Genomic DNA, 24,842 nt, shown 5'->3' with positions numbered 1-24,842 from the left:
TTTGCATTATTTCAATATCTTTATCTAAAAAAATAATTATTGATGAAAAAAGAATATCATAAAGAAAAATTACAAACTATTGTACTTTCTAATAAGGGAGGTATGGAAGTAACCGTACTTAATTTTGGTGGTGTGATTAGCTCTATTAAAGTGCCTGTAAAGGGGAAAAAAGTAGAGTGTGTATTGGGATTCGACACGTTTGAAGAGTACGTAAGTGAGGATTACCGCAAAGAGTATCCGTATCTTGGTGCGATTATAGGGCGTAATGCAGGGCGTATAAAGTATGGAAAAGCTATTATTGATGGCAAGGAAATACAATTGAACTGCAATTTAGGAGAAAATCAAATACACGGAGGCTCAGTAGGCTTTGATAGTGTCTTTTGGGACGTAGTGGCAGTAAATAGGGGAGAAGATAATTCTTCAGTAACCTTACAATATGTTTCTAAAGATGGCGAAGAGGGTTACCCAGGAGAGGTAACGGTGCGTGTAACCTATACGCTTACTTCCGATAACCGTTTGCGCATTGATTATCACGGCACCACCGATGCACCTACTATTTTAAATCTCACTCAGCATACGTATTTTAACCTCAATGAAAGCAATACCGATGTGCTTAACAATACCTTACAAATAAAAGCCGATAAGTACGTACCGTTAGAAGAAGGGTTCTTTACCCCTACAGGTGAACGCCCTCCTGTGGCTGGCACACGTTTGGATTACCGAAAAGGGCAAAAGGTATATGCTCATACTGATAATTCGTTTGTACGTGAGATTGCCCCTGAGGAAGTAATGGCTATACTTACTAACGGAGAAGGTTCATTGGCAATGGAAGTGCGTACCAATCACCCTGTGTTACATATCTATGCAGGATATTATTTACCTGAGTTGCAACCACCTCATCGCAAAACTGTAGGGCAAAACAGAGGGATTTGTTTTGAAGCACAAGGTTATGCCGATGCTACTAAACATCCACAGTTCGATAATGTAGTGTTAAGACCTAAAGAAGAATACAATTTCTTTACTGAATTTAAGTTTATACACCTTTCGTAGAAGGAATATAAGATAGATAGAAGCATAAAAAAAAGAGTCTGATATACAGACTCTTTTTTATGCTATCACCATTTAAAATCTAGCTTTTTTGTTCTTTATTGAAGTACACCAAATAGTAATACATTTGTTTTTCTTCGTCCCAACCTTTCTCAATAAACTTATCAGCTGATTCTGGATTGATAAAGTCCATACGTATTTGGATATTAGTGTCTAAATCAATCACATTTTTAATTTTTTTGCGCACATCCGATACAGCCTTATTAACAATCGGAAAGGTTGATACATCTTCTATTTGGTACTTAGGTCCTTTCTCTACTTTGTAGTGCTTAAACTCTGGTATCAATTCAGGATTTTCAAACACTTCATTCATAAACGAGGTTTCTTCAAAATCATCATTCTTAGCGAAGTAATTAATCGCACGGTTCATAAACAAAACCTCTTCTTTTTTATCTTCAGCAGGCAAGATTACATCTTTGGCAAAGTCTTGGCTGAATTTTAAGTACTTTTTAGTATAGAAATTATCGTCTATTAACGCATCGACATTTAGAAAGTTCTCCAACCAATACTTAGTATCGTAACGATTGCTATCGATGGAAAGTATTTTGTATCCGTCCTCTTTATTCACATTAAAGATAATACAACCTTTATCCAATCGGTGAATGTTCACTCCCTCTTGAATAATCATCTCCAACTGGTTAGCCTGTTCCTCAAACTGCAAAAAGCTGTTCCTCATCTCCGATTTGAAGATACCTACTGCTTTTACCTTTTCATTATCTAAATAACTATCGTGAAGAAGCGCTACATACACCTCTCCGCTTTTGATATGTGGGTGATTAGACTGATTGTACAAGTGTTGCGCAATCTTCTTAGATTGCTCGTGAATAGAGCTCTCGTTCTCAAAAATAGGAGTTACCAGCTGGTAAAGTTCATTGAACTCAACATCGGTATCGTGTACTAAGTGAAAGTAGTTTTCTTCTTTTTCACGGAAAGGTTTAAAGAAGTATTCTTTCAGTAACCCTATAATCTCATCGTTTAGTGCATAAGGTTTTTCTGAAAGGAATAGAGGTTCTCCTTTGCTTAGATTACCTACCCTGTGAATAGAAAGTGTTTCAATGTTTGTTGTATATAAATTTAGCATAGTTACTTGTTATCTGTTACTATTACGTAATTAGTAGTATTCTTCTTCACTGAAACTTCCATAATCGTCTTCGTCGAGGTCAAAATCGTTAAATTCATCTTCAAACTCATCAAAATCATCAGCTACAAATGATTTTTCGGGAGCTTCAGCAGGAATAGAACCGTGAGCGTATATCAAAGCAGGATAAGAGGCGCCTGTTTCTTCTTCATCAATCTCTACTAATTCTACGAAGAATGTCCACATCGACATAAAGTCGTATACGTACAACAGTTTAGGCTCTTCTTCACTTACTACCGATTCGATGGTTGTCTCTTCCATCAAGCGCATTTCTCCACTTTCTGATACATCAAAAAGGGTGATTTCTTCTCCTTGATTCCAATCCTCGTCGGTAAGATAGAAAGAAGCCATTTCGTCACCAGCAAAGCCAAATGATTGGTTGATTACATTGTGTAAATCTTCCAAAGTAGCTTCTCCTTGAATGATAATATCTCTAAAAACGTCTTCTTTAACGTCGAGTATCACTCTGAATTTGTATACCATTTTTAGTTTTTAGTTATTTTAGTTGTTAGTAAAAAAACTTTGTCAAAGGTCGTAGCACGACAGGCTGTTAGAGACTTTGACAAAGTTTGTATATTCTTATTTTCTATACTTATTTAGCTATATCTGTAATTTCAATATCGAAAATAAGGTCACTATTAGGTGGAATCACATCGCCAGCACCTCTTTCGCCATATCCTAAAGCAGCAGGAATAAATACGCGTATTTTATCACCTACTTTCATTGTAAGTAAAGCATCTCTGAAGCCTGGTATAAGTTGTGCAGAAGTGTTGTAAGGCATAGGGAAGGCTTGGTATCCTCCTTGTTGTTCACGTAATGAGTTGTATTTACCATAAGCCTCTTCAATTTCTTTTACGTTAGAATCGAAAAGGGTTCCGTTTTTCAAATAACCTGCGTAGTTTACCATTACTTGATGTGTGTGATTAGGTTGTTTGCCTTTACCATCAACTAACTTAAAGATTTTTACTCCTGAAGGAAGTGCTTTGGCTTGTGGTTCCTGTACTTTTACTTCTTCTAAGAACTTAGCTGCAGCGGCTTTCGTCTTAGCCTCTCTTTCTCGCTCTCTCTTGTTAATTTCTTTGAAGTAATCTTCAAAAACTTTTACAGCATTGAAGTTTTTAGCATCTTTACCATTGGCAATAATAGTAATCTTATTGATTTTGATATCCTTTTCAGGCTTGTCATTCATTACTGTTTTAGTATTAGCAATAGCATCTATTACTTCTAAACCTTTCACCGTTTCGCCGAATACTGTGTGGCGACCATCTAAATGAGGAGTAGGCACTTGGGTAATAAAAAACTGACTGCCATTGGTAGCTGGGCCTGCGTTTGCCATTGACAAGATTCCTTTTTTATTGTGTTTTAAAGTAGGCACTATCTCATCTTCAAATCGGTAACCGGGTTCTCCCATTCCGGTGCCGGTAGGGTCACCTCCTTGTATCATAAAATCCTTGATTACTCGGTGGAAAATTGTTCCGTTGTAAAACGGTTTACCTTTGTATTCAGCTTTTACGAAAGTGTTTTTACCTTCTGCCAAAGTAACAAAGTTGGCTACTGTTACAGGAGTTTCTTTGTAGTTTAGTTTTACAATAATATTTCCTTGAGTAGTTTCAATATCCGCAAATAAGCCATCGCCTAAATCTTTATAGGCTTTCTTTTGCGAATTGCAACTGAAAAATACAAACATTGCAGAAAGCAATGCGATAAAATTGAGTCGTCTCATATATAAAATTAATTAAAATTTCTACTTATTCAGGTCGTGGTTCTATTTTCTCTTTGTTCTTTTCAATTTTAAAAACCTCTATCTTGGCAATAATAGGCTGGTTGAAAGTTATTTTATCTTTATCACCACGATAACCATAGGCTACGCTCGAGGGGAAAAAGAAAACACCACTTTCTTTCTCTTTTAGCAATTTTAGTGCTGAACGCAACCCTTGGAATACCTCTTCTTTATCTACATTATACTTATAATCACCATCGGGTTTCTCTTGGTAGAGTTCGTTACCTTGCAAATCCGAAAGACTGTAATCATAGGTTACGATATCGCCAAACTGTGCTGTGTAGTCAGCATTAGGATTTTGGTTTAGGTAATAGAATTTAAAACCGTGTTGTGAATCTATAAAGGTGTGGAGCGTATCTTTTTTGATAATAGAATCAATAAGAGCTTCTTCTGAAGCTAATAGCGCTTTATTTTTCTTAGCCGATTCCTTTAAAAAGGTACTTGTTTTCTTGGTTACAGGGTGGCGTGCTTGTCGGTCGGCACAGCTTATGAAAACTATGCCAGCAACCATTATTATTGCTATTTTTTTGAGTATATTCATTGTTTTTTAAATATTCTTGTGAATAAAATCTGGCAAAACTTGTTTAAAATAAGTTACTGCTTCTTCCATTGTACCGTCAAATCTACCTCCTGCAGCATTGATGTGCCCTCCGCCATTGAAATATTTGCGTGCAAACAGATTTACATCGTTATTACCTTTGGAACGCAACGACATTTTTATAAAATCACCTTCTTGAATGAAGATTACTGCCAGCTTGGTGTTCTTAATGGTAAGCCCATAATTTACGAAACCGTCAGTATCTCCTTTTTGGCAGTCGTATTGTTGTAGTTCTTCCGAACTAAGCGTTGTGTAAGCCGTGTCGTACTCTTTTAAATACATCATATTTTTCAGAACTACACTCAGTAATTGCAATTTGTTAAATGAATTATTATCAAACACATTACTGTTAATCTGACTGTTTTTAGCTCCTTTTTCGATAAGAAAAGCAGCTATTTTTAGCGTATTGCTAGTAGTGGTGGGGTATTTAAAATTTCCCGTATCGGTCATTATTCCTGTGTACAAACAAGTAGCTATTTCTCTATCTATTTGGTTTTTATTGCCCATTGCATCAATAAACGAATATACCATTGTGCAGGTAGAGCTGGCATTGGGGTTAGAGAAAGTTACTTTGGCATAAGCCTCAGGCGCTTGATGATGGTCAATCATCACAAACGTAGCTGCCGAGCTTTCTAATAAAGGTGTGAGTCCATCAGCGCGTTTAAGCGAATTGAAATCAAGCGTAAAGATGAGTGTAGAGTTTTCTATTTGTTTTTTTGCCTTTTCAGGAGCATTGTCATAGATGAGAATCTCATCGGCTGAGGGTAACCATTTTAAATAATCAGGAAAATCATTGGGCGACACCACCGTTACATCTTGGTGCAATTGCTTTAAATACAAGTATAGTCCCAAGCAACTCCCTATGGCATCTCCATCAGGGCTTTTGTGAGGAATGATACTTATTTTCAGCTGTTTTTTAAGTAGTAGCTTAACGTTTTCTATATCATATATATTCATAGGGTGCAAAAGTACGACATTAATTTGTTCTTAATGTTTTCATATCTGAAAAATTTTAAAATTGAAAAAGAAATGATTAATTTGCAGGACAAAGGTAGTAATTAATTTTTAATGACAAAAAAATAATTTTGTTTTTTAATGAATATTCGTTGATAATGAACTCTTAGCGATAATAAGTAATTATCAATTGATAACAACTAGTTCCGCTGGCGTAACAAATAATTATCAATTGATGATAAAAAGAAAACAGAGTAGGGGATAGGATTATTGTAGAATTACGGAAATATTACACGAAAAACTATTGTATAGTATTCTTTCTGCAAAACGCCCATTCCACCATCAAGTGCAATTTTTCAGATACTTTTCTGCGAATATCTTCAGAATGATTAATTTCTTTTAAAATATCATCGATAATACAAAAAAAATAATGTAATTTTGTCTTTGCAAAGCATTGGAGTTGTTTTTATTTTTTTTGCAATTACAAATATACAAATCTTTTGCTTTGCTTTTTTATTTTTTAAACTTTTCAACTAGCAAATTGAATTAAATAGTATAAACAAATAATAAATAATAATTTTATGGAAGAAATTTATCCTCATTTTATTGTAGACAAACCATTAGGTGAAGATTTTTTTGAAGGACAATCTCAGAGTAAACTGGCAGAAAATATTTCCAATTATATACTAAAAGTAGATAATAAAAATAAAAATACAAATAAAGAAAGTTTACCACGTATAATTGGAATAGAAGGCTCTTGGGGATCGGGAAAATCTAATGTTGTAACGAGGCTAGATAATAAACTAAAGAACTTATCTTATTATATATTTACTTATGACACTTGGTCGCATCAAGAAGATTTACAGCGGCGTTCTATTTTAGAAACGCTTACAAATAGGCTAATACAAGATAAAGTTTTACAAGGTGAAGTTAGTATAAAAATGAGGAACGGGAAACTACACGCGGCAAAGTGGTCTGACCAACTTCAAATGCTCCTCTCGAATAAAACAACCACAATAACAAAGTCTATTCCTAAATTTTCTTGGGCAACCATTTGGGGAATCTTGTTAGTGGGGTATTTTGCAGTCTCTTCAGTTGTACTTAATCAACTAATTGAGAGAGAAATTTATTTTAGGTTTAGATGGATTCTAGTAATAGAGCTAATGCCTTTGTTGCTTGTTGGAGGTATATCATTATTATACGCGGTTTGCAAAAGTAAATGGGAAATCTTCACAACCCTTTTGACTCAGAAGAATGACAATATTATAGATGAGCAGTTCACTTCTAGTGAAGAGCCATCTATAACTGAATTTAAGAACTGGCTTCAAGTAATCTCTAATCAGTTGGAAAAGAAAGAGTCTTCAAAGAAAAAAGTTATCATAGTATTTGATAATATGGATAGACTACCTTCTGATAAAGTTATTCAGTTATGGTCTCTCATTCATACATTCTTTGCAGGAAGTGACTTCAAAAATATATGGGCGATAATACCTTTTGATTATGTACACTTATGTGAAGCTATTTTGCCTAGCGAAAAGAAAGAGATAGATAAATTTAAGCAATTTATAAATAAGACTTTTCCCATAGTGTTCACAGTCCCCAAACCAGTCATTACCGACTACAGGAAACTATTCAAAACACTCTTTGAAAAGGCTTTCGGAAAGAACGAACATGACGAGGAACACATCTGTCAAGTGTTTATGTGCTTAGAAGAAAATCCCAATCCTCGTACTGTTATTTGCTTTATTAATGAACTTGTGGCATTACGACTTCAGTGGCGTAGTGCACAGTTTCGTCTTCAGAATCTAGCTTTATATGTATTAAAGAAAGGATACCTACTATACAACAAAGAAAAATCTTTGGAAGAATCCCTTTTGTCAAATGAACTTTTTGACAAAGTAAATAGTTTCTACCCACAAACGGACAGCGTAAGAATACAGTTGTGTCAATTTGCATATGGTCTTGAAGATGAAAAATTGGCTGGTGAACTTCTGCTTAGAAATGTATTGTTGAACTTGATTAATAATGGAAATCCTATATCCGAATATGCAGAATCTCCACACTTTGTTCCCTTATTAGAATCAATTCTTACTTCTGCATACATTACAGAAGACAGTCTTGCGAATGCGGTTAAGAGTTTCAACTCACTTGAGATTTCTAATTTTAATGAAGAAGAACAAGAACGGCTAAATAAAAAATGGAATGCACTTGCAAATATGAAATCAAGAATGCATTTCACAGAAATAGAAAATGATGAGACAATACATATTTTAACACATAAACTGTCTGAAGCTTGTGCTAAACGATTACTTGAATCCTATTTCAATACATTATCTAAATGCCGTTTGACTAATGGAGAGAAGTACTATAACGTGTTGAACAATCTCCAAAAAGTGGTTGATAATAGTGATAAAAACATTAATATAATGGGAATGTTGCAAGAAAGAGAGACTACTCCAAAAGAATTTGAAGAATATGTGAATACGGCAAAAGAGAAATATCCTATATTCAAGGTTTCAACAAATAATGATCAACTTAATCAGTACATATTAGAGGGTACGTTAAAAGGTCACGATTCTACTGTTTCGATGTTGGAGTTACTTCTGAAGGATCAGCAATATAACTTTAATACGCTGAGAAATGAACTTTCAGACCACATTGAACATTGGCCAGATGAGAATAATAATCTTCGTCTTCCTGCCCTTGTAAATCGCCTTTTGCATGAAGGAAAAGGTGTGTTGGAAACACGCTTTAAAGCAATCATAATAAATACAATGTTTTCTAATATTTATTCTACTCCCTGGGATGATTTTTCAATGCAAGGTAATGAAGACATAGTTGCTATGTATATTGCAAATGGCTATGATATTTCGAATTTTGAGGATAACATGACCCCAAGAGTTAGTAGAATAATCGAAAAGTATATTGTTTACGCTGACCTTATAAAAAGACTAGGTAGCTCTGGTACAGCTTTATATAAAATAAATCGATATATGATAGAACATTGTATTGGAGAAGAACCTAATTCTATATATATAGCCCAGAATATACAAAGTATAAAAAATATGCTAAATATTACTTACGAAGTTTTATTTAAACAATTTAATAAATGGTCTTTTAAATGGGGTGAAAATGATATAAGTTCTTATCGTAGCTATGTTCATGAACCATTATTCGAAGATTATAAGCGTAATCCGGGAAAATTCATAGATGGGCTTATTACATTGGCTGTTAAAGCAATGGAGGAACAATCTGAAGGTTTCTTAACTAGCGATAGTTACTGGATTAGTTTTGTGAAAGTCTTTCTCGGAACGCAATATCTATCATCAACAAATAAACAGCTTACAGAAGAACTAAAACAACAACTGGATTATGTTATTAGTTATAATGACATTAGAGATGAAGAACTTCTAAATTGCTTATTAAGCAATTCACCTGATGCGTCCATATTTATTAGCTACCTTAACGATAAGATGTCGACCTATTTTGCTCAGAATGATGTCACAAGTTCTAGGTTCCAAGTATTTGGAAAATTATTGCCAAAACTAGAAAAAAGCATAACCGCGAATACATGTATAGGTTTGATAGAACATTTTGTTAAGCCCGTTTATCGTGAAATCAAATGCGCAGAGATTATCACAAGCGATCCTGATTTTTATCTATATGTATTTAAAGTTGGAATAACAGTAGCAAAACCAATCTTGGAGGAAATGTTGACATCTCAAATGTATGAACCTATACATAAGGAAATTAAAACATTAATAAATGCTGAGAAAAAAGATTCTAGTAAAAATAACATATAAAAGCTAACTATATTATTTATATTACACGATGAATTATTGTTAGGTAATCAAAAGATCGATTCTCAGACTTTACTTTCATCTTTTTTAGTATATAGAGACATAAATGTAAATTTAATGATTAGGTAATAACATCCAAGACATTTTCTAATCAATACCTCTCAAGTTTTATAATCCCTCATTTGTACCATAAAATTATAAATTATTGATTTTCAGTATTAGTTATTTTCGAAGAAGTAAAATAGTGGAGAGCCTCCGCAGGCAAACAATAACAGCCCCATCTAATAAATAATTAGGTGGGGCTCTTTATATAGCTTTTGTAAGTTCCACTAATAATTGCAATTTTAAGTAGTAAATTTTAGTAAAACTTTTATTTTTCAGATGGTTTTGCCTCTAAGGGGCAACCCTTTGAGAAATAAAAAAAGAGAAAAAACTATAAAAGTCTTTTCTCTTTCAAAATAAATGCTTTTCTTTGTAAATGACAATGAAAGAATATAAGCATTTAAATTTGGTGCAAAGGTCAGTAATTTCTGCTTTAAAAGCAAGCGGAATCAAACAAAAAGATATTGCTCTTTATGCAGAGTGTAATCCCTCTACCGTCAGTCGAGAGCTGTCAAGAAACAAAACAAAGACAGGAAAATACAGTCCAAAAGTAGCTCAAGAAATCTCAGAAGAGCGTAAAGAACGTTTTAGGAAAGAACGTAAATTTACTAAAGAAATGAAAGTTTTTGTTATTAAGCATATCACTGAAGAACAGTGGTCTGTTGAGCAAATTGTAAGGTATTGTAAAAAAAATAGAATACCAATGGTTGGAAAAACAACTATCTATAAATTCATTCACCAAGACAAAGAAAACGGAGGCGAACTATACAAACACACTCGTCATCAGCTTAAGCATAGAAGTAGAGCATTGTACACTTGTAAAAAGAAAGTAGAAGATAAAAAGTCTATTGAAGAACGTCCTGAGGTTATAAGTCAGAAAACAGAGTTTGGACACTGGGAAATAGATTTAATTGTAGGAGCAGGAAATAAAGGAGCGATACTTACATTGGTTGAAATGACTACTAAAATGTTGCTTATGAAAAAGTTAAAAGAAGGAAAGAAAGCAAAATCATTAGCAGATGAACTTATAGATATGACCTTGCCTTACAAAAACTATATAAAGACAATTACTGCTGACAATGGTAATGAATTTTCTGATTTTAAGCGAGTTGAAAAGAAATTGAGTCTACAATTTTTCTTTGCTCATCCTTATAGTTCTTGGGAGCGAGGTCTTAGTGAACACACCAATGGTCTTGTACGGCAATACATACCAAAAAACACTGATTTTAAAGATATTACAGATAAAGAAATTAAAGAATATCAATATAAAATTAATAATAGACCAAGAAAAGTATTAGATTTTGAAAAACTAAAAGGTTTATTCTATCAGAAAGTAATCTGAAAAATTGCACTTGATGGTGGAATGGGCGAAATCCCAAACAAGAAAATAATTTTTTAAAATTTAAGGAAGAATACGAAGCAAAATGATTTTTTTAACTGTATTATCGTTTATAATCTTTTATTATTGTATCTTTGCAGAATCAACAGAACATTGAATGCATTTGATAAACATATGAATTGATTCAAATAGGTGCTTATTAAAAAAAGAATAAAGCAAATGTAACTCAGAATGAATAACAGTTTCCATTATTGCGCGCTTAAAAAATAAAATAAGAAAAAACTTTGCTCCTTCAACGAACGTGAAGTAAGTTAGGATGAAGAGAACAGTAAATATTTTCTATATTAGATATCATTGTTACAACCAAGAGGATTATAAAAAAACTATTGGAAGCATCTCAAAACAAAGTTAAAGAATAAGAATAATGAATTGCTTTGTAGACTAACTAGTTAAACTGCAAGCTTCTTGATGTAAAAAAAAGTAAATATAGAATAAATAATTTAACTTGCTAGTTATTGATTATTTTAAATAACTGTAATCCAAAAATATACATTGTAATTATAATCCGCAAAACGAAATGTACCAATTTTCAAAACGAAATGTACATTTTTTGAGCAAGGATTGAACGGGACAAAGATAATAAAAACACGGATATGCGTTATAGCTATCCGTGTTTTTTTGTGCCTATACTTATTATATTATATAGGGTAGTTAGCAGTTAATACTTCTATACGCTTCTTTCCTGAGCTATTGCTACTTCCTAAGTGCAAACGAACTTCTTTCTGGTACCAACCACATTGCTGTACATACTTGCTGTTCGTCGTTATGGTAGGAGCTTAACAGGAATTTGCCTTTGATATTGCTTAAGGTAGCAACAGGTAGACAAATGGGAATGGACAGAGAAGCTCTTTTAATCTATGCTACACAAGTATTGGGGTTAGCTGACACCTTATTTTCTTTAAAAGACTTAGAAGACGACCTGCTATAAAAGTTATACAATAAAATATTTGGGAAAAGGCAATAAATTGGACGCAAAAGAGTAGAAAGTAAGTAATGTATAGGAGAGAAAAGGCACTTTTTAAGTGGTGTCAATATAAACACTGTGTAAATCAGTATGTTATATGTAAAATGCCCTTATTATTATGGTAATACCCCCCGCACAATATGCCCAAAAGTGCCAATAATGGCTTTATATAGGTATTATACCCCTGCCTTAATACTACCCAAAAAGGGGCTAACTGTAACCCCAACTTCCAAAAGTAGCTTTTTGAGCGAGGAGGTAGCAGGGTACCTTCTTGGGGTGTTTTCTACCCCTCTAAAGGTGGCTTTTGCAGTAGCTATAAGGCACAAAAAAACGCCCTAAATGGGCGTATTTGTTGGGGTCTGGGGCTTTTTTTGGGGTGTTACTTGCATCGCTGGTATATAATGTTTATGTTTGTACAATAAAAGGTATAACATTGGGGCATTTTATGCATATAAATGTAGCGTTTTGTACATTTTGTTTTACCCATCTTTTTGGGCTTTTTTATGGTAACTAATTGTATTTTAGGGCTTTTTTAGTTTTTTTTGTCTATATTTGGTATGTACATTTTGTTTTACCCCTTATATAATCTTTATTAAAAAACCTTTTAAAGTAACAGAATGTATTGTTCTAGGAAACATCTTTTTAATATCGCTTATAGCTACTTCTACACGCTTTCTCATCTTTAACTTCTGTCTACTTTGTTTTTCTGAGTCGGGTCTTTTGCTATTCTTTTTTCGTTGTGTATTTAACTCAACACATTTATTTTCAAGCAGATAATCTTCCATTTGATAATCTGTATAAGCACTATCCCCATAAAGTTTTGCCTCTGGTGGAAAAATCTCTGTAATCTTATCTAAGGCTTTCACATCTGCCGTTTTTCCTACGGTAAAATGAAATGCAATTGGTATGCCTTCTCCTGTTGTAACTAACTGAACTTTAATTCCATAAAAATAAGACCGCATACTTGCTGTATAGCCTCTATATTGTTTGCCTTTTGCAATTTTACATCTATTAATACGAATGTTTTGACAAATAGGTATAGGAAACGAATCTATGATATAGTTTATTTCACAAGTAATCTCTTTATAAAAAGAGGCTACCAAATGAAATAATTCATAAAGTACATTTCCCAGATTATGTAAGCGTCTATTAAACCTACTTTCTTCTAACATATTGGGAAACAAATTGTATTGTTTAACAAATTTGATAGCTGAACGATGGTTCCCATAGAAACTGGCAGCAGCTATAAATGCTGTTGTAATAATCTCGCTATCAGATACTTTTCTGCGAATATCTTCAGAATGATTAATTTCTTTTAAAATATCATCGATAATACAAAAAAATGATGTAATTTTGTCTTTGCAAAGCATTGGAGTTGTTTTTATTTTTTTGCAATTACAAATATACAAATCTTTTGCTTTGCTTTTTTATTTTTTAAACTTTTCAACTAGCAAATTGAATTAATTAATTATAACAACCTTTTTAGAACGTGACAATGACCTATATCTGTTACTGAGAAAACTATAAAATAATAGTTTTGTAGAAAAAGATAACTGTTATAATGTATTTTTTTTAATGTTTTTTAACTTTTCACTTTTATTATTTTATTAAGTGGAAAAGGAAAGAAAGCAAGGTAAAAGAAAGCAAAATAAGCATTATATTTTTCACAATAAGAAACCAATACTCTTGAAAATATGATAATTGTTACTAACTTTTATTGTCCCTATAGTGGTAATATCATATTATTTTTGTATTTTTGCACGCTGAAAAATCATTAAGAATAAAGATTATTGTTAAAGACTTTTTAAATCTCAAACTCTTACCTCTTAACTATAAAAATGTACGCACTATTCAAAAAAGAAATCCGTTATTTCTTCACTTCGCCCATTGGTTTTACTATCATTGGGCTCTTTATCGTACTCAACGGCTTGTTCCTATGGGTCTTTAAAACAGATTACAACATTTTCAATGCTGGTTTCGCCGATATGTTGCCTTTTTTTAGGCTTTCATCTTGGGTTTTTGTCTTTTTAGTACCTGCCATTACGATGAGAAGTATCTCCGAAGAGAAAAAAAGCGGTATGTTAGCCCTCTTGTTCACCAAACCGGTCAGCACCCTGCAAATGGTGCTAGGCAAGTACTTGGGCATCCTCTTCTTGCTCTTTGTAATCCTTTTGCCATCAGCCCTATATGTCTATATGGTATGGGTGTTGGGCAACCCCGTAGGCAACTTAGATATAGCTGGCACTGTGGGGTCTTACATTGCCTTGTTTTTGCTGGTAGCCACCTTTGCCTCTGTAGGCTTATGGGCGTCGTCTATAAGTAGTAACCAAATCATTTCCTTTGTGTTAGCGGCCTTTCTGTGCTTCTTTTTCTTCTTTGGCATCGACCAACTTATTGCCTTTGTAGCCCCCGAAGATTTTGGTGGGGTAGGCTTCCAAACGCATTTCGACGCTATCAGTAGGGGAGTGCTCGACACCCGAAATATCGTGTATTTCCTCTCTGTTATCTCATTTTTCATATATCTCACTACCTTATCACTCAAAGCCTACAAACGATGAAAAAACTCTTTCAAAACTCTATTAGCAAGGTAGTTATAGCCTTAGTATGCCTCCTTGCAGTCAATTATATCGCCAAACAATGGCACACGCGGATAGACCTCACACAAGACAAACGTTATACGCTTTCAGAGGTGAGCAAGAAAACACTTGCTAAAATACAGAATCCTATCGTGATTGATGTATTGCTCAAAGGCAATATCCCTACCGAATTTAAGAAATTACAGATTGAAACAATTCAGTTATTAGACGAGTATGCTGCTACCAATAACAACATTATCGTCAATTTTGTAAACCCATTAGAAGGGGAGGAGCACCCCGAAAGTGTAATTCAAGAACTGATAAATAATGGCTATCAGCCCCTGCGAATCACCCAAAATGAAGCGGGAAAATCTTCTATTGAGTATATTTTCCCTTGGGCAGTGATTAGCGATGGCAAGAAGAGTGAGCGCGTTCGTCTCTTCGTGAACAAACTCGGCTCTACCGACCAAGAGCAGGTACAGAACTCAGTACAGAAATTGGAATACAATTTTACTGATGCGCTCTATAAGTTTACGTTGGACAAGAAGAAGAAAATCGCAGTACTCAGAAGTAACGGTGCGCTGAAAGATATCTATATGGCCGACTTCCTCAAAACAGCGCGCGAATACTACTTTATAGCACCTTTCACCCTCGATTCAGTAGCTACCAATCCCGAGAAGACTCTACACGACCTCGAAAAATTCGATTTACTGCTCGTGCCTAAGCCTACTGAGCCTTTCACCGATGCCCAAAAGCAAGTAATAGACCAGTATATAATGAATGGCGGTCGTGCTCTATGGTTGATTGACAATGTTGCAGTTTCCTTAGAAGATATGTACAAAACAGGCGGAATGACAATGGCAATGCCCGTCAATCTAAACCTTACCGATATGTTTTTCCAATATGGTTTCCGTATCAATTACACCTTGGTAAACGATTTGTACTTTTCTGAAATCATAGTAGCCACAGGCGATGGCTCTCAAACCCGTTATATGCCTATTCCTTGGGTATATAATCCGCTAGTGATTTCAAGTAATAATCATCTTATCAACAATCATTTAGATGCAGTGAGGTTTCAGTTTGCCAATAGCATCGATACGTTGAAAAACGGAGTGAAGAAAACGGTGCTTCTCGCCAGTTCACCTTTCTCAAAAGCAGATGGTACCCCTCGCGAAATCAATTTGCGCTTCGACCCCAATAACCAGAATAAAGAAGCCTACAAACACGGAAATATTCCCTTAGCAGTGCTTTTGGAAGGAGAGTTTAACTCAGTTTATAAAGATCGTATTCGCCCCATAAACCTCAAAGAAAAAGCTGATAGAAGCAAACCTACCAAAATGTTGGTAGTAGCCGATGGCGATATTATCAAAAACGATATAGATAGCAAAAATAATTTCCCCTTAGAACTTGGTTTTGATAAATGGACAAACAAATATTATGATAATAAAGCCTTTTTGCAGAATGCTTTAAATTACCTCTTAGACGATACTGAGTTTTTGAGTTTGCGTAATAAGAAAGTACAATTGGCTTTCTTAGATAAGGAAAAAGTAGCCGAAAGTGCCAGCAGTTGGCAAGTAAAAGTATTTGTGTATCCATTATTGCTTTTGATATTGGTAATGCTTTTGGTATTATATTTTTACAAAAAGAAGAACCTAAAGAGAGGATAAAATGAAAAGAGTAGTAGTAGGACTTAGTGGGGGAGTAGATAGTAGCGTAGCTGCCTATTTGTTAAAAGAACAAGGCTATGAGGTAATAGGCCTTTTTATGAAGAATTGGCACGATGATTCAGTTACTATTTCCGACGAATGTCCTTGGTTAGAAGATAGTAATGATGCACTTTTAGTAGCCGAAAAACTCGGCATTCCATTCCAAACAGTGGATATGAGTGAGCCCTACAAAGCCCGTATTGTTGATTATATGTTCAATGAATACGAGCACGGTAGAACCCCCAATCCCGACGTGTTATGTAATCGTGAAATCAAGTTTGATGTTTTTATGAAACTTGCCCTTAGTTTAGGTGCCGATTACGTAGCAACGGGACACTATTGTCGCAAAGAAGAAATAGAGATAAACGGTAAAAAAATCTACCGATTGCTATCGGGAAAAGATGAAAATAAAGATCAATCATATTTCCTATGTCAGCTTTCACAAGAGCAACTTAGTAAAGCACTTTTTCCTATCGGGGAATTGCAGAAATCAGAAGTAAGAGCCATTGCCAAAGCTCAAGATTTGATAACCGCTGATAAAAAAGATTCTCAGGGACTTTGCTTTGTAGGGAAAGTGCGTTTACCCGAATTCCTACAACAAAAACTACAACCCAAACAAGGCGATATTATTGAAATCCCCAATGATTGGAAAGGATATACTGACTTTGATATGCTACGTACTTTTGAAACTTATGAAGGCGAATTGGAGTATTTGTCGCAACGTTTTGTTTATCGCCCCGAAGACGGTAAAAAAGTAGGTATCCATCAAGGGGCTCATTATTTTACTAAAGGGCAACGCAAAGGCTTAAATGTGGGAGGAACCAAAGAACCCTTGTTCATCATAGAAACTGATATCGAGAAAAATATCATCTATACAGGACAAGGACACACTCATCGCGGATTATTCCGAAGTGCTTTGTTTATCACAACCTCTGATGAACATTGGATTCGCGAAGATTTGGCATTAAAAGTATATGAATCAAAAGAGTTTATGGTGCGCATTCGCTATCGTCAGCCATTACAGAAAGCAGTTTTATACAAAGTGAAAAATGGTTTATATATTCATTTTTCAGAACCTCAAAGTGCTATTACTGAGGGACAATTTGCGGCTTGGTACAGCGGAGATGAATTGGTGGGTAGCGGTGTGATTTCATAGTAAAAAAACACCTTTATCAAATAAACTATAATGTATATTATGTCAAATAAAAGATAGGGAAAAAGATATGAGAAAGGTACTTATCATCACTTATTATTGGGCGCCTGCTGGCGGACCTGGTGTACAACGTTGGTTAAAATTTGTAAAATATTTACGAGATTTTAATATAGAACCTATTGTATATATTCCTGAAAACCCAACTTATCCTATCATCGACAATGAAATAGGAAACGATTTGCCTACTGATATACAAATTATCAAACATCCTATATGGGAACCTTATGCTTGGGCTTCGTTATTCTCTAAAAAGAAAACCCAAAAAATTAGTTCGGGTATCATTCCGCGTAAAAAAGTTTCTATTTTAGATAAAGTATTACTTTGGATACGTGGTAATCTCTTCATTCCCGATGCTCGTAAATTCTGGGTAAAACCTTCTGTAAAGTATCTGAATAAGTTTATAAAAGAAAACCAGATAGAAACTATCATCACCACTTCGCCTCCTCACAGCGTACACCTTATAGGTTATGAATTAAAGAAACAAATTCCTCACCTCAAATGGATTAGCGATTTCCGCGACCCGTGGACAACTATTGGTTATTACAAAGATTTACGCCTTACTAAATGGGCAGATAAACGTCAGCATTATTGGGAAAAAGAAGTGTTACAACAATCAGACTTGGTGATTACAACCAGTTTCAAGACGCAAAAAGACTTTCAGCAGCTTATCAATACTCCTATTGAGGTGATTACCAATGGTTACGATGAGGAAAAAACAATCACCCCTCCCCTATCCAATAAATTCCTTATTTCGCACATAGGTTCTTTATTATCAGATAGAAACCCCAAAATACTGTGGAAAATATTAGCCGAATTAGTACGCGAAGAACCTCATTTTGCCGAAGATTTCACACTTTGTTTTGCAGGCAAAGTAAGTGAAGAAATCGAAGAAGATATTCACCATAACGGACTTACACCTTATTATATTAATAAAGGTTATATTAGCCATCAAGAAGCTATTAGTTTGCAAAAGCAATCGCAAGTATTGTTGCTCATCGAAATAGATTCCGAAGAAACACAAGGTATTATTCCGGGTAAACTGTTTGAATATATGATTTCGGGGCGACCTATTCTCGCCATAGGACCTCATAACTGGGATGTTACACCTATTCTCACTGAAACACAAACAGGTATTTTTGTGGGATATACCGATGCCTCTCAGATGAAAGCCAAAATAGTAGAGTTCTATCATCAATTCCAACATAAAACACTTAAAACTAACCCCAAAGAAGTAGAACAATACAGCCGTAAAGCCCTTACTCAGCGGTTGGCTCAACTGATATGAAAAGTTTTCTTATTTATCACATTTTTTTCTATTAATGAAAGATTTTCTACAATAAATAATCTTTTTCTTTTGTTTATTAAAAAATAATACATACCTTTGCAGAGAAATCTCAAAAGGTACTTTTTCTACTTCTTTTATAAAAGAAGAGAAAACTATCTGGGAAAAACAATTTTCTATATAGAGAATTAAAAAATACATCTCAATAAAACGATTTTTCATATAGAAAACCAAAAAAACTATCTTGGGAAAATTATTTCCTATGTTGGGAACTGAAAAAACTATCTTAGTAAAACGATTTCCTATATAGGAAACAAATAAAACAAGTAATTATCTTATAAAATTTAATTGACAATCTTATGGCAAAGAAAACTTATTCAACCAATTTAGTCGAATCGCAAGTGATGATTGACGGGTTAAAAGGTCGTAATGACAAATTGCCTTTGGGTGTGAAGGTCGAAGACATTACCAAGCTCGAAGAACTCCGCAAGAAGATGGAAACGCTCAACAGCGAACAAGAAAAGCTCAAAGCCGACCTCAAAACTAAGACTCAAGAGCTTAGTAAAACTATTACCGAAATAGAAAGTAAAGTATCTTTCATTAAAAAACTCATAAAAATTGATATTCCTCAAACACAATGGAAAGAATTTGGTATTGAGGACAAACGGTAAGAAAAAATACCTTGTTAGGCAGTGCGTCCCAACAAGGTATTTTTTGTAATAATAAATAGTTAAGAACGAATTACTTTGTATATATAATAATTCGGAAACTATATATAATATATCAAACTTATTGAATAGAACAAAATGATGAAAAAGTTATTTTTTTTACTTTGTTTACTGCCTTTTTCAGTAGTAGCACAAAAACTGTGGACATTAAGCGACTGTATTCAGTATGCCAAAGAAAATAACCTATCTATTAAACAATCGGAAATAGATTTGAAAGCCACAGATATTGATAAAATGCAAGCCAAAGCAGGTTTCTTGCCCTCGGTGAATGGCAACGCATCTTATAACTTAAATGAGGGAAAAAATATTAATCCTGTAACCAATCAGTTTGAAAATGCTTTCTTTCAATCGGCATCAGGAGGGGTAAGCGTAGATCTTACTCTTTTTGCAGGACTACAAAATTGGCGCAAGTTACATCAGGCGGAACTTAATCGTATAGCTTCTCAATATCAGTTAGATAAAATGAAAGACGATATAGTACTGATGATTATCAATGCCTATGCCGAAGTGTTGAGCAATAAAGAACAAATCAAGAATTTGAAAGCACAGTTAGAAATTTCAAAGGAAAGTTTAACGCGCACCCGTGAACTTATTGGTGCAGGTTCTTTACCCAAAGGAGATATTTATGAAGCCGAAGCACAACTGCTCACACAAGAACAGCAAATAATAGCTACTGAAAACGCTCTCTTTATTGCCAAAATGGGTTTGGCACAATTACTTTTGTTAAAAAACTATCGAGATTTTGATATTGCAGATAGTGCTTTTGAGCAACCTTCTGCTGATATTCTCAATAGAACTCCTGAAGAGATTTATGAGCGTGCCAAAGAGGTAATGAGCGATGTAAAATTAGCCGAAGCAAATATGCAAGTAGCTCAAAATAGTTTGCGCTTATCACAGTCGGCTTATTCACCACGTCTTTCTGCTCAATGGGGGTATAGTTCACGATGGAGTAAGAATCAATCGCAAGATTTTTGGCAACAGCTTGATGCTAATAAAGGTATGTATGCAGGGTTATCGCTTAATATTCCTATTTTTAACGGATTTTCAACTTTGGGAACTGTAAAACGTCAGCGATTAAATTTTCTAAAAAGTCAATTCGCTAAAGAACAAGCAGAACTTACTTCTGAGAAGAACATTTATCAAGCCTATAATGATGCTTCGAATGCTAAAAAGCTATATGAAGCTAGTGAAAAGACGGTACAAGCAAAACAACAGGCGTTTAGTTATGCGCAAGAGCGTCATAATGTAGGCTTAATGAATACTTTTGATTTTAGTCAAGCTAAATATCAGTATGAGAATGCTCAAAACGATTTTGTTAAAGCCAAATATCAATATATTTTTAAGTTAAAAGTATTAGAATATTATTTTAGTCATTAATACAAAGTCGATGGTTTTTTGCCCAACTTTGGTACTTCCGGACAAGCCTTATTAAAGATTATTTCAGATAAAGTAGAACCTTTAGCTTTGTTGTTTACCTAAATATCTGACAATTGGAAAGGTGTAATCAAAGATGTTCGCAACGCTAAGTACAAAAGTCATAAAAAGTAAAATTACTAATTTATCTATATATGAAAAAATACATACTATTCAGTGCTATAACCTTATTTGTTCTAGGGCTACAAGCACAAAACAAATTCAAAGTAACGCCTGATGAGGCACGTAATGGTTCGTATACTATTAGTCCTACTTTACCTAAGGACGGAATGGTAAAAGCAGGCACGGTTCTTACACTCAAAGCAACCCCTGCCACTGGCTATATTTTTGATAGTGGCTATTACTCTTTACCAGAACAGTGGGGAGCTATGTTTTATGAACAATCTACACCTGAGTTCAAAGTGAAAGTAGACAAAGATATGAATGTAGGAGCTTGTTTTATACCTAAAAAAGCGGAAGCTAATCTGAAAGTAGTGCAAGATATTGTTTATGCTAAACCGGGAGTAAAACCGCTGAAATACGATGTATATAGTCCTAAAGGTAAGCAAAATCTACCTTGTATTGTAATTATTCACGGAGGTGGATGGAGCTCTAATACCGAATCGGTGATGAGAGGTTTGGCACGCGAACTAGCAAACAGTGGCAGATATGTGGTTTTCAACATTGATTACCGCTGGATAGACAAACTTGACGGAGATAGTACTCCTACTCAATTGCACCAAATTATAGAAGATGTGTATGGGGCTTTGTTACACATTGCTGAAAATGCTGCTAAATACGGAGGGGATAGCAGTAAGTTACTCCTTACAGGCGATAGTGCGGGAGGACATTTATCGGCTTCAGCAGCAAATTTTGTAGAACGCATAGGCGATAGAGGTTTTGGTAAAACGCAAGGTGTTTACGAATTTATGCCTACCTATATGCCTAAAGGGAAAACTGTGGCACAAGTGCGCAATGAGTTGGCTAAAGCTATCAAAGCTGCTGCACCCAGCTATGGGGTATTTCGTTCTGAAATGCTTATCTATCGCTTTAAAGACTATCCTTATTTAAATGAAATTGCACCTATCAACAGTATTCCAGAGGCTTCTAAAAGAGCAGTACCCCAATTGTTGTTTAGAGGTTCAGAAGATGAACTTATAAAAGATGAAGAGGTCAAAGCTTACGAACGTGCCCTTTCCAAAGCCGGTCAGAGGGTGGAGTATATACAAGTAGGAGGTGCCAATCACGCTTTCTTCGATTGGAAACCCGATACTAAAACACAAGCAACTTTCAACAAATACGGCAAATACCACACTCACGAAATGTTGTTGTTCTTTGATTCAGTGTTAGAAGGTCTTAACAAAACAGAAAATACAAATTAGAAAATAGAAAAAGGAAATTAGAAATAATAGCAAAATGTCCGAGAAGTTACCTCTATAACTTCTCGGACATTTTATTATCAAAGTATTAAGAAAACTTATTCTGTGTCTATAAAAACAATAAATGTAAAGGTTTGTAAGGCAATCCGAACCACTCGGAGATGTTGTGATGAGTAATGATTCCGTGATAAGAATAGAGTCCGTTTCTAAAACCTTTGTCTATTTGTAAAAGGTTTTCTACACCTCCCTCCTCTCCTATTTTCAGTAAGTAAGGTAATAGGATATTGCTGAGCAAAGTTGAAGCTGTATGAGCATAACGAGAAGGTAAATTAGGCACTCCACAATGTACTACTTCGTATTTTGTAAAGGTAAGTTGTTCTAAAGTGGTAAGCTGACTGGTTTCTATACAGCCTCCTATGCCAATACTAGCATCTACTATCACAGCACCACGCTTCATTTGTTGTACCATCTCTTCCGTTACTACTATGGGCGAGCGACATTCTCCACTCATAGCTCCTATAAGTACGTGGCAATGTGTTAAGGCTTCTCGGAGTAACTGAGGTTGCAAAGTAGCGGTATATACTGAGGAGGGCAAATGTGTACGCAGTTTTCTCAAATCGGTGAGAGAAGGAGCAAATATCTTTACATTGGCACCTAATCCTAAGGCAGTTTTGGCAGCAGCTTTGGTGAGTTCATTTGCTCCCAAAAGTACTACTTCAGTAGGCGGTATTCCAGTGATATTGCCGAGCAAGAGTCGGTTTTCTTCTGCAAGCAGTTCAGAGGCGGTGAGTACAGCTGCAATACCTGTGAGCTCATCAACCGACTGCTGTATAGGGTGATTTTCAGCTTCGTCCTTTATATATTCAAAAGCTAAGGCAGTGATTTGCTTTTGTGCAAGCGTCTCGAAGTAAGTTTTATCTTGTGTGTTAAGTTGTAAAGCCGACAACAATACAGATTGAGCATTAAAGTAAGCGAGTTCATCAGTAGTGGGCGGTTGAACTTTTAGCACAATAGGACACACGAATACTTCTTGGGTATCGTATACTATTTCGGCACCTGCCTCACTATAGTCGGTATCCGAAAAATGAGCCTCCTCCCCTGCCCCAGCCTCTATTAGTATTTGATGTCCATTAGCTACTAATACCGCTACTTCATCGGGAGTTAAGCAAATGCGATGCTCCTGAAAGGTTTGCTCTTTTGGAAGTCCTATTTTCAGAGATTTTTGTTCATTGCTTACCGCTAATCGTTCTTCTTGTGGTAATAGTTGAGATAAGGATTCCATCAGTCAGAGAATTTAGTTTCCAAATCACTTACATATTTCTTGAATGCACGGTCGGTTTCTATTAGATTTTCCACCGTTTTACAAGCGTGTAGCACCGTAGCGTGGTCGCGTTCTCCTATTTGGCTTCCAATAGTAGAAAGCGAATTTTTGGTGTATTTCTTCGAGAAAAACATCGCCAACTGTCGTGCTTGAACCACATTACGCTTTCTAGTTTTTGAATGCAAGGATTCTATATCTAAGCCAAAGTAATCGGCGATGATTTGCTGAATATGGTCAATCGTCAAATCGTTTCGATTATTCTTCACCGATTTATCAATAATGCTTTGTGCAAGTTCTATAGAGTACTCTTTGCGGTTGAAAGCTGCTTGTGCAATCAGTGAATTACTTACCCCTTCGAGTTCACGCACATTGGTACGAATATTTTCAGCTAAATAAGCGATGATATCCTCGCCTATTTCAGCGCCATCATTATAGAATTTATTTTCTAATATTTTATAGCGCGTTTCATAGTCGGGCGTTTGGAGTTCGGCTGAAAGCCCCCATTTAAAGCGAGAGAGCAAGCGCTGTTCGATATCGAACAAATCGACTGGTGCTTTATCGGAAGTGAGGATTACCTGTTTTCCATTTTGGTGCAGGTGATTGAAGATGTGAAAGAAAGCATCTTGGGTTTTTACCTTCCCTGATAAGAACTGAATATCATCGACTATCAACACATCGATGAGCTGATAGAAGTGAATAAAGTCGTTAAGTGTATTTTTATCTTTGTCTTTGGCTGTGGAAGCACTGATAAACTGTTGAGTGAACTTTTCGGCAGAGACGTATAGTACCTTCTTTTTAGGGTATTTTTCTTTGATATCTACCCCTATTGCGTGTGCCAAGTGGGTTTTACCTAAGCCTACTCCTCCGAAGATAAACAGCGGATTGAAAGCCGTACCCCCAGGTTTGTTGGCAACTGCCATACCTGCAGAACGGGCTAGACGATTGGAAGCCCCCTCCACAAAGTTGTCGAAGTTCTGATGTAAGTTCAGCTGAGGATCAACAGTTATTTCGCGAATACCAGGTATTACGAAAGGATTTTTAAGTCCAGGGTCTTTGGTTTCAGTAGCTAAAGTCAAAGTCTGTTTTGCTAATTCCGGCCGGTTAGTACTAGGAAGTTGTTCTTTAGTAAGAGGAGTATCGACAATATATACGAGGCGAGAGTTTACACCTAAGGTAAAAGTCATAGCTGATTTGAGAAGAGAAATATAATTTTCTTCTAACCACTCGCAAAAGAATTTACTGGGTACTTTGATTTTTAGGGTGTTGCCCTCTAATTCTACAGGTACGATAGGAGCAAACCAAGTGTTAAATGGTTGCTCAGTAATGTTGTCTTTTATAAATTCAAGACACCTACTCCAGACTTTTTCAGCTGCTTCTTTCAT

General features: G+C 35.2%; 19 protein-coding genes. 11 read left to right on the top strand and 8 right to left on the bottom strand.

The window, feature by feature from the left end:
- Positions 1-42: 42 nt before the first annotated feature.
- Positions 43-1,050: an aldose epimerase family protein gene (locus HW278_RS00090; RefSeq protein ID WP_178976552.1), complete on the top strand. Its 1,008-nt coding sequence runs from the start codon at positions 43-45 to the stop codon at positions 1,048-1,050.
- Positions 1,051-1,129: 79 nt separating this feature from the next.
- Here HW278_RS00090 and HW278_RS00085 read toward each other — a convergent pair whose 3' ends face one another.
- The 5 genes from HW278_RS00085 to HW278_RS00065 all read right to left on the bottom strand — a co-directional run bounded on the left by HW278_RS00085 (position 1,130) and on the right by HW278_RS00065 (position 5,580).
- On the bottom strand, positions 1,130-2,188 hold the full coding sequence (locus HW278_RS00085; protein WP_009411811.1) for a nucleoid-associated protein: 1,059 nt from the start codon (positions 2,186-2,188) through the stop codon (positions 1,130-1,132).
- A 30-nt stretch (positions 2,189-2,218) separates the two neighbouring features.
- A complete protein-coding gene (locus HW278_RS00080) occupies positions 2,219-2,728 on the bottom strand; it encodes an IS1096 element passenger TnpR family protein (protein WP_009418287.1) in 510 nt (169 codons plus the stop codon).
- 109 nt (positions 2,729-2,837) lie between these two features.
- Positions 2,838-3,968: a peptidylprolyl isomerase gene (locus HW278_RS00075; protein ID WP_178976551.1), complete on the bottom strand. Its 1,131-nt coding sequence runs from the start codon at positions 3,966-3,968 to the stop codon at positions 2,838-2,840.
- 25 nt (positions 3,969-3,993) lie between these two features.
- Positions 3,994-4,566, bottom strand: a complete 573-nt coding sequence (gene gldI, locus HW278_RS00070; RefSeq protein WP_009411813.1) for a gliding motility-associated peptidyl-prolyl isomerase GldI — start codon at positions 4,564-4,566, stop codon at positions 3,994-3,996.
- 6 nt (positions 4,567-4,572) lie between these two features.
- The gene (locus HW278_RS00065) at positions 4,573-5,580 is read right to left on the bottom strand and encodes a DHH family phosphoesterase (protein ID WP_178976550.1); all 1,008 of its coding nucleotides are present in this window, start codon (positions 5,578-5,580) and stop codon (positions 4,573-4,575) included.
- A gap of 578 nt (positions 5,581-6,158) precedes the next feature.
- Here HW278_RS00065 and HW278_RS00060 point away from each other — a divergent pair.
- The 3 genes from HW278_RS00060 (at position 6,159) to HW278_RS12290 (ending at position 11,806) form a co-directional block, all read left to right on the top strand.
- Complete coding sequence (locus HW278_RS00060; RefSeq protein WP_178976549.1) at positions 6,159-9,380, top strand: P-loop NTPase fold protein; 3,222 nt, start codon at positions 6,159-6,161, stop codon at positions 9,378-9,380.
- Between the two features lie 481 nt (positions 9,381-9,861).
- Positions 9,862-10,821, top strand: a complete 960-nt coding sequence (locus tag HW278_RS00055) for an IS30 family transposase (protein ID WP_255493651.1) — start codon at positions 9,862-9,864, stop codon at positions 10,819-10,821.
- Between the two features lie 850 nt (positions 10,822-11,671).
- Positions 11,672-11,806 carry a hypothetical protein gene (locus HW278_RS12290; protein WP_255493650.1) on the top strand — a complete coding sequence of 45 codons (135 nt, stop codon included), beginning with the start codon at positions 11,672-11,674 and terminating at the stop codon, positions 11,804-11,806.
- Positions 11,807-12,420: 614 nt separating this feature from the next.
- Here HW278_RS12290 and HW278_RS00050 read toward each other — a convergent pair.
- A complete protein-coding gene (locus tag HW278_RS00050) occupies positions 12,421-13,212 on the bottom strand; it encodes an IS982 family transposase (protein WP_178976547.1) in 792 nt (263 codons plus the stop codon).
- 468 nt (positions 13,213-13,680) lie between these two features.
- Between HW278_RS00050 and gldF the strand changes: the two genes are divergently transcribed.
- From gldF to HW278_RS00015, 7 genes are all read left to right on the top strand, one after another.
- The gene (gldF, locus tag HW278_RS00045; RefSeq protein ID WP_178976546.1) at positions 13,681-14,400 is read left to right on the top strand and encodes a gliding motility-associated ABC transporter permease subunit GldF; all 720 of its coding nucleotides are present in this window, start codon (positions 13,681-13,683) and stop codon (positions 14,398-14,400) included.
- A complete protein-coding gene (gene gldG / locus HW278_RS00040) occupies positions 14,397-16,085 on the top strand; it encodes a gliding motility-associated ABC transporter substrate-binding protein GldG (RefSeq protein ID WP_178976545.1) in 1,689 nt (562 codons plus the stop codon). The genes gldF and gldG overlap by 4 nt, the downstream gene beginning before the upstream one ends.
- A 1-nt stretch (position 16,086) precedes the next feature.
- Entirely contained in the window at positions 16,087-17,280 is a 1,194-nt protein-coding gene (gene mnmA / locus HW278_RS00035; RefSeq protein ID WP_178976544.1) for a tRNA 2-thiouridine(34) synthase MnmA, read from the top strand.
- A gap of 67 nt (positions 17,281-17,347) precedes the next feature.
- The gene (locus tag HW278_RS00030; protein WP_178976543.1) at positions 17,348-18,622 is read left to right on the top strand and encodes a glycosyltransferase family 4 protein; all 1,275 of its coding nucleotides are present in this window, start codon (positions 17,348-17,350) and stop codon (positions 18,620-18,622) included.
- Positions 18,623-18,978: 356 nt separating this feature from the next.
- Positions 18,979-19,290, top strand: coding sequence for a membrane-binding protein (locus tag HW278_RS00025; RefSeq protein ID WP_178976542.1), 312 nt, complete (start codon positions 18,979-18,981; stop codon positions 19,288-19,290).
- Positions 19,291-19,425: 135 nt separating this feature from the next.
- Complete coding sequence (locus HW278_RS00020; protein ID WP_178976541.1) at positions 19,426-20,724, top strand: TolC family protein; 1,299 nt, start codon at positions 19,426-19,428, stop codon at positions 20,722-20,724.
- 191 nt (positions 20,725-20,915) lie between these two features.
- Entirely contained in the window at positions 20,916-22,142 is a 1,227-nt protein-coding gene (locus HW278_RS00015; protein ID WP_178976540.1) for an alpha/beta hydrolase, read from the top strand.
- Between the two features lie 106 nt (positions 22,143-22,248).
- Here HW278_RS00015 and HW278_RS00010 read toward each other — a convergent pair whose 3' ends face one another.
- Both HW278_RS00010 and dnaA read right to left on the bottom strand, forming a co-directional pair.
- Positions 22,249-23,421: an alanine dehydrogenase gene (locus HW278_RS00010; protein WP_178976539.1), complete on the bottom strand. Its 1,173-nt coding sequence runs from the start codon at positions 23,419-23,421 to the stop codon at positions 22,249-22,251.
- Positions 23,421-24,842: a chromosomal replication initiator protein DnaA gene (dnaA, locus tag HW278_RS00005; RefSeq protein WP_178976538.1), complete on the bottom strand. Its 1,422-nt coding sequence runs from the start codon at positions 24,840-24,842 to the stop codon at positions 23,421-23,423. The genes HW278_RS00010 and dnaA overlap by 1 nt, the downstream gene beginning before the upstream one ends.

Source organism: Capnocytophaga sp. oral taxon 902, from assembly GCF_013394735.1.
Classification (GTDB): Bacteria; Bacteroidota; Bacteroidia; order Flavobacteriales; family Flavobacteriaceae; genus Capnocytophaga; species Capnocytophaga ochracea.
Note: the sequence above shows the minus strand (reverse complement) of the source record. Positions and strands in the feature narration are given on the sequence as shown.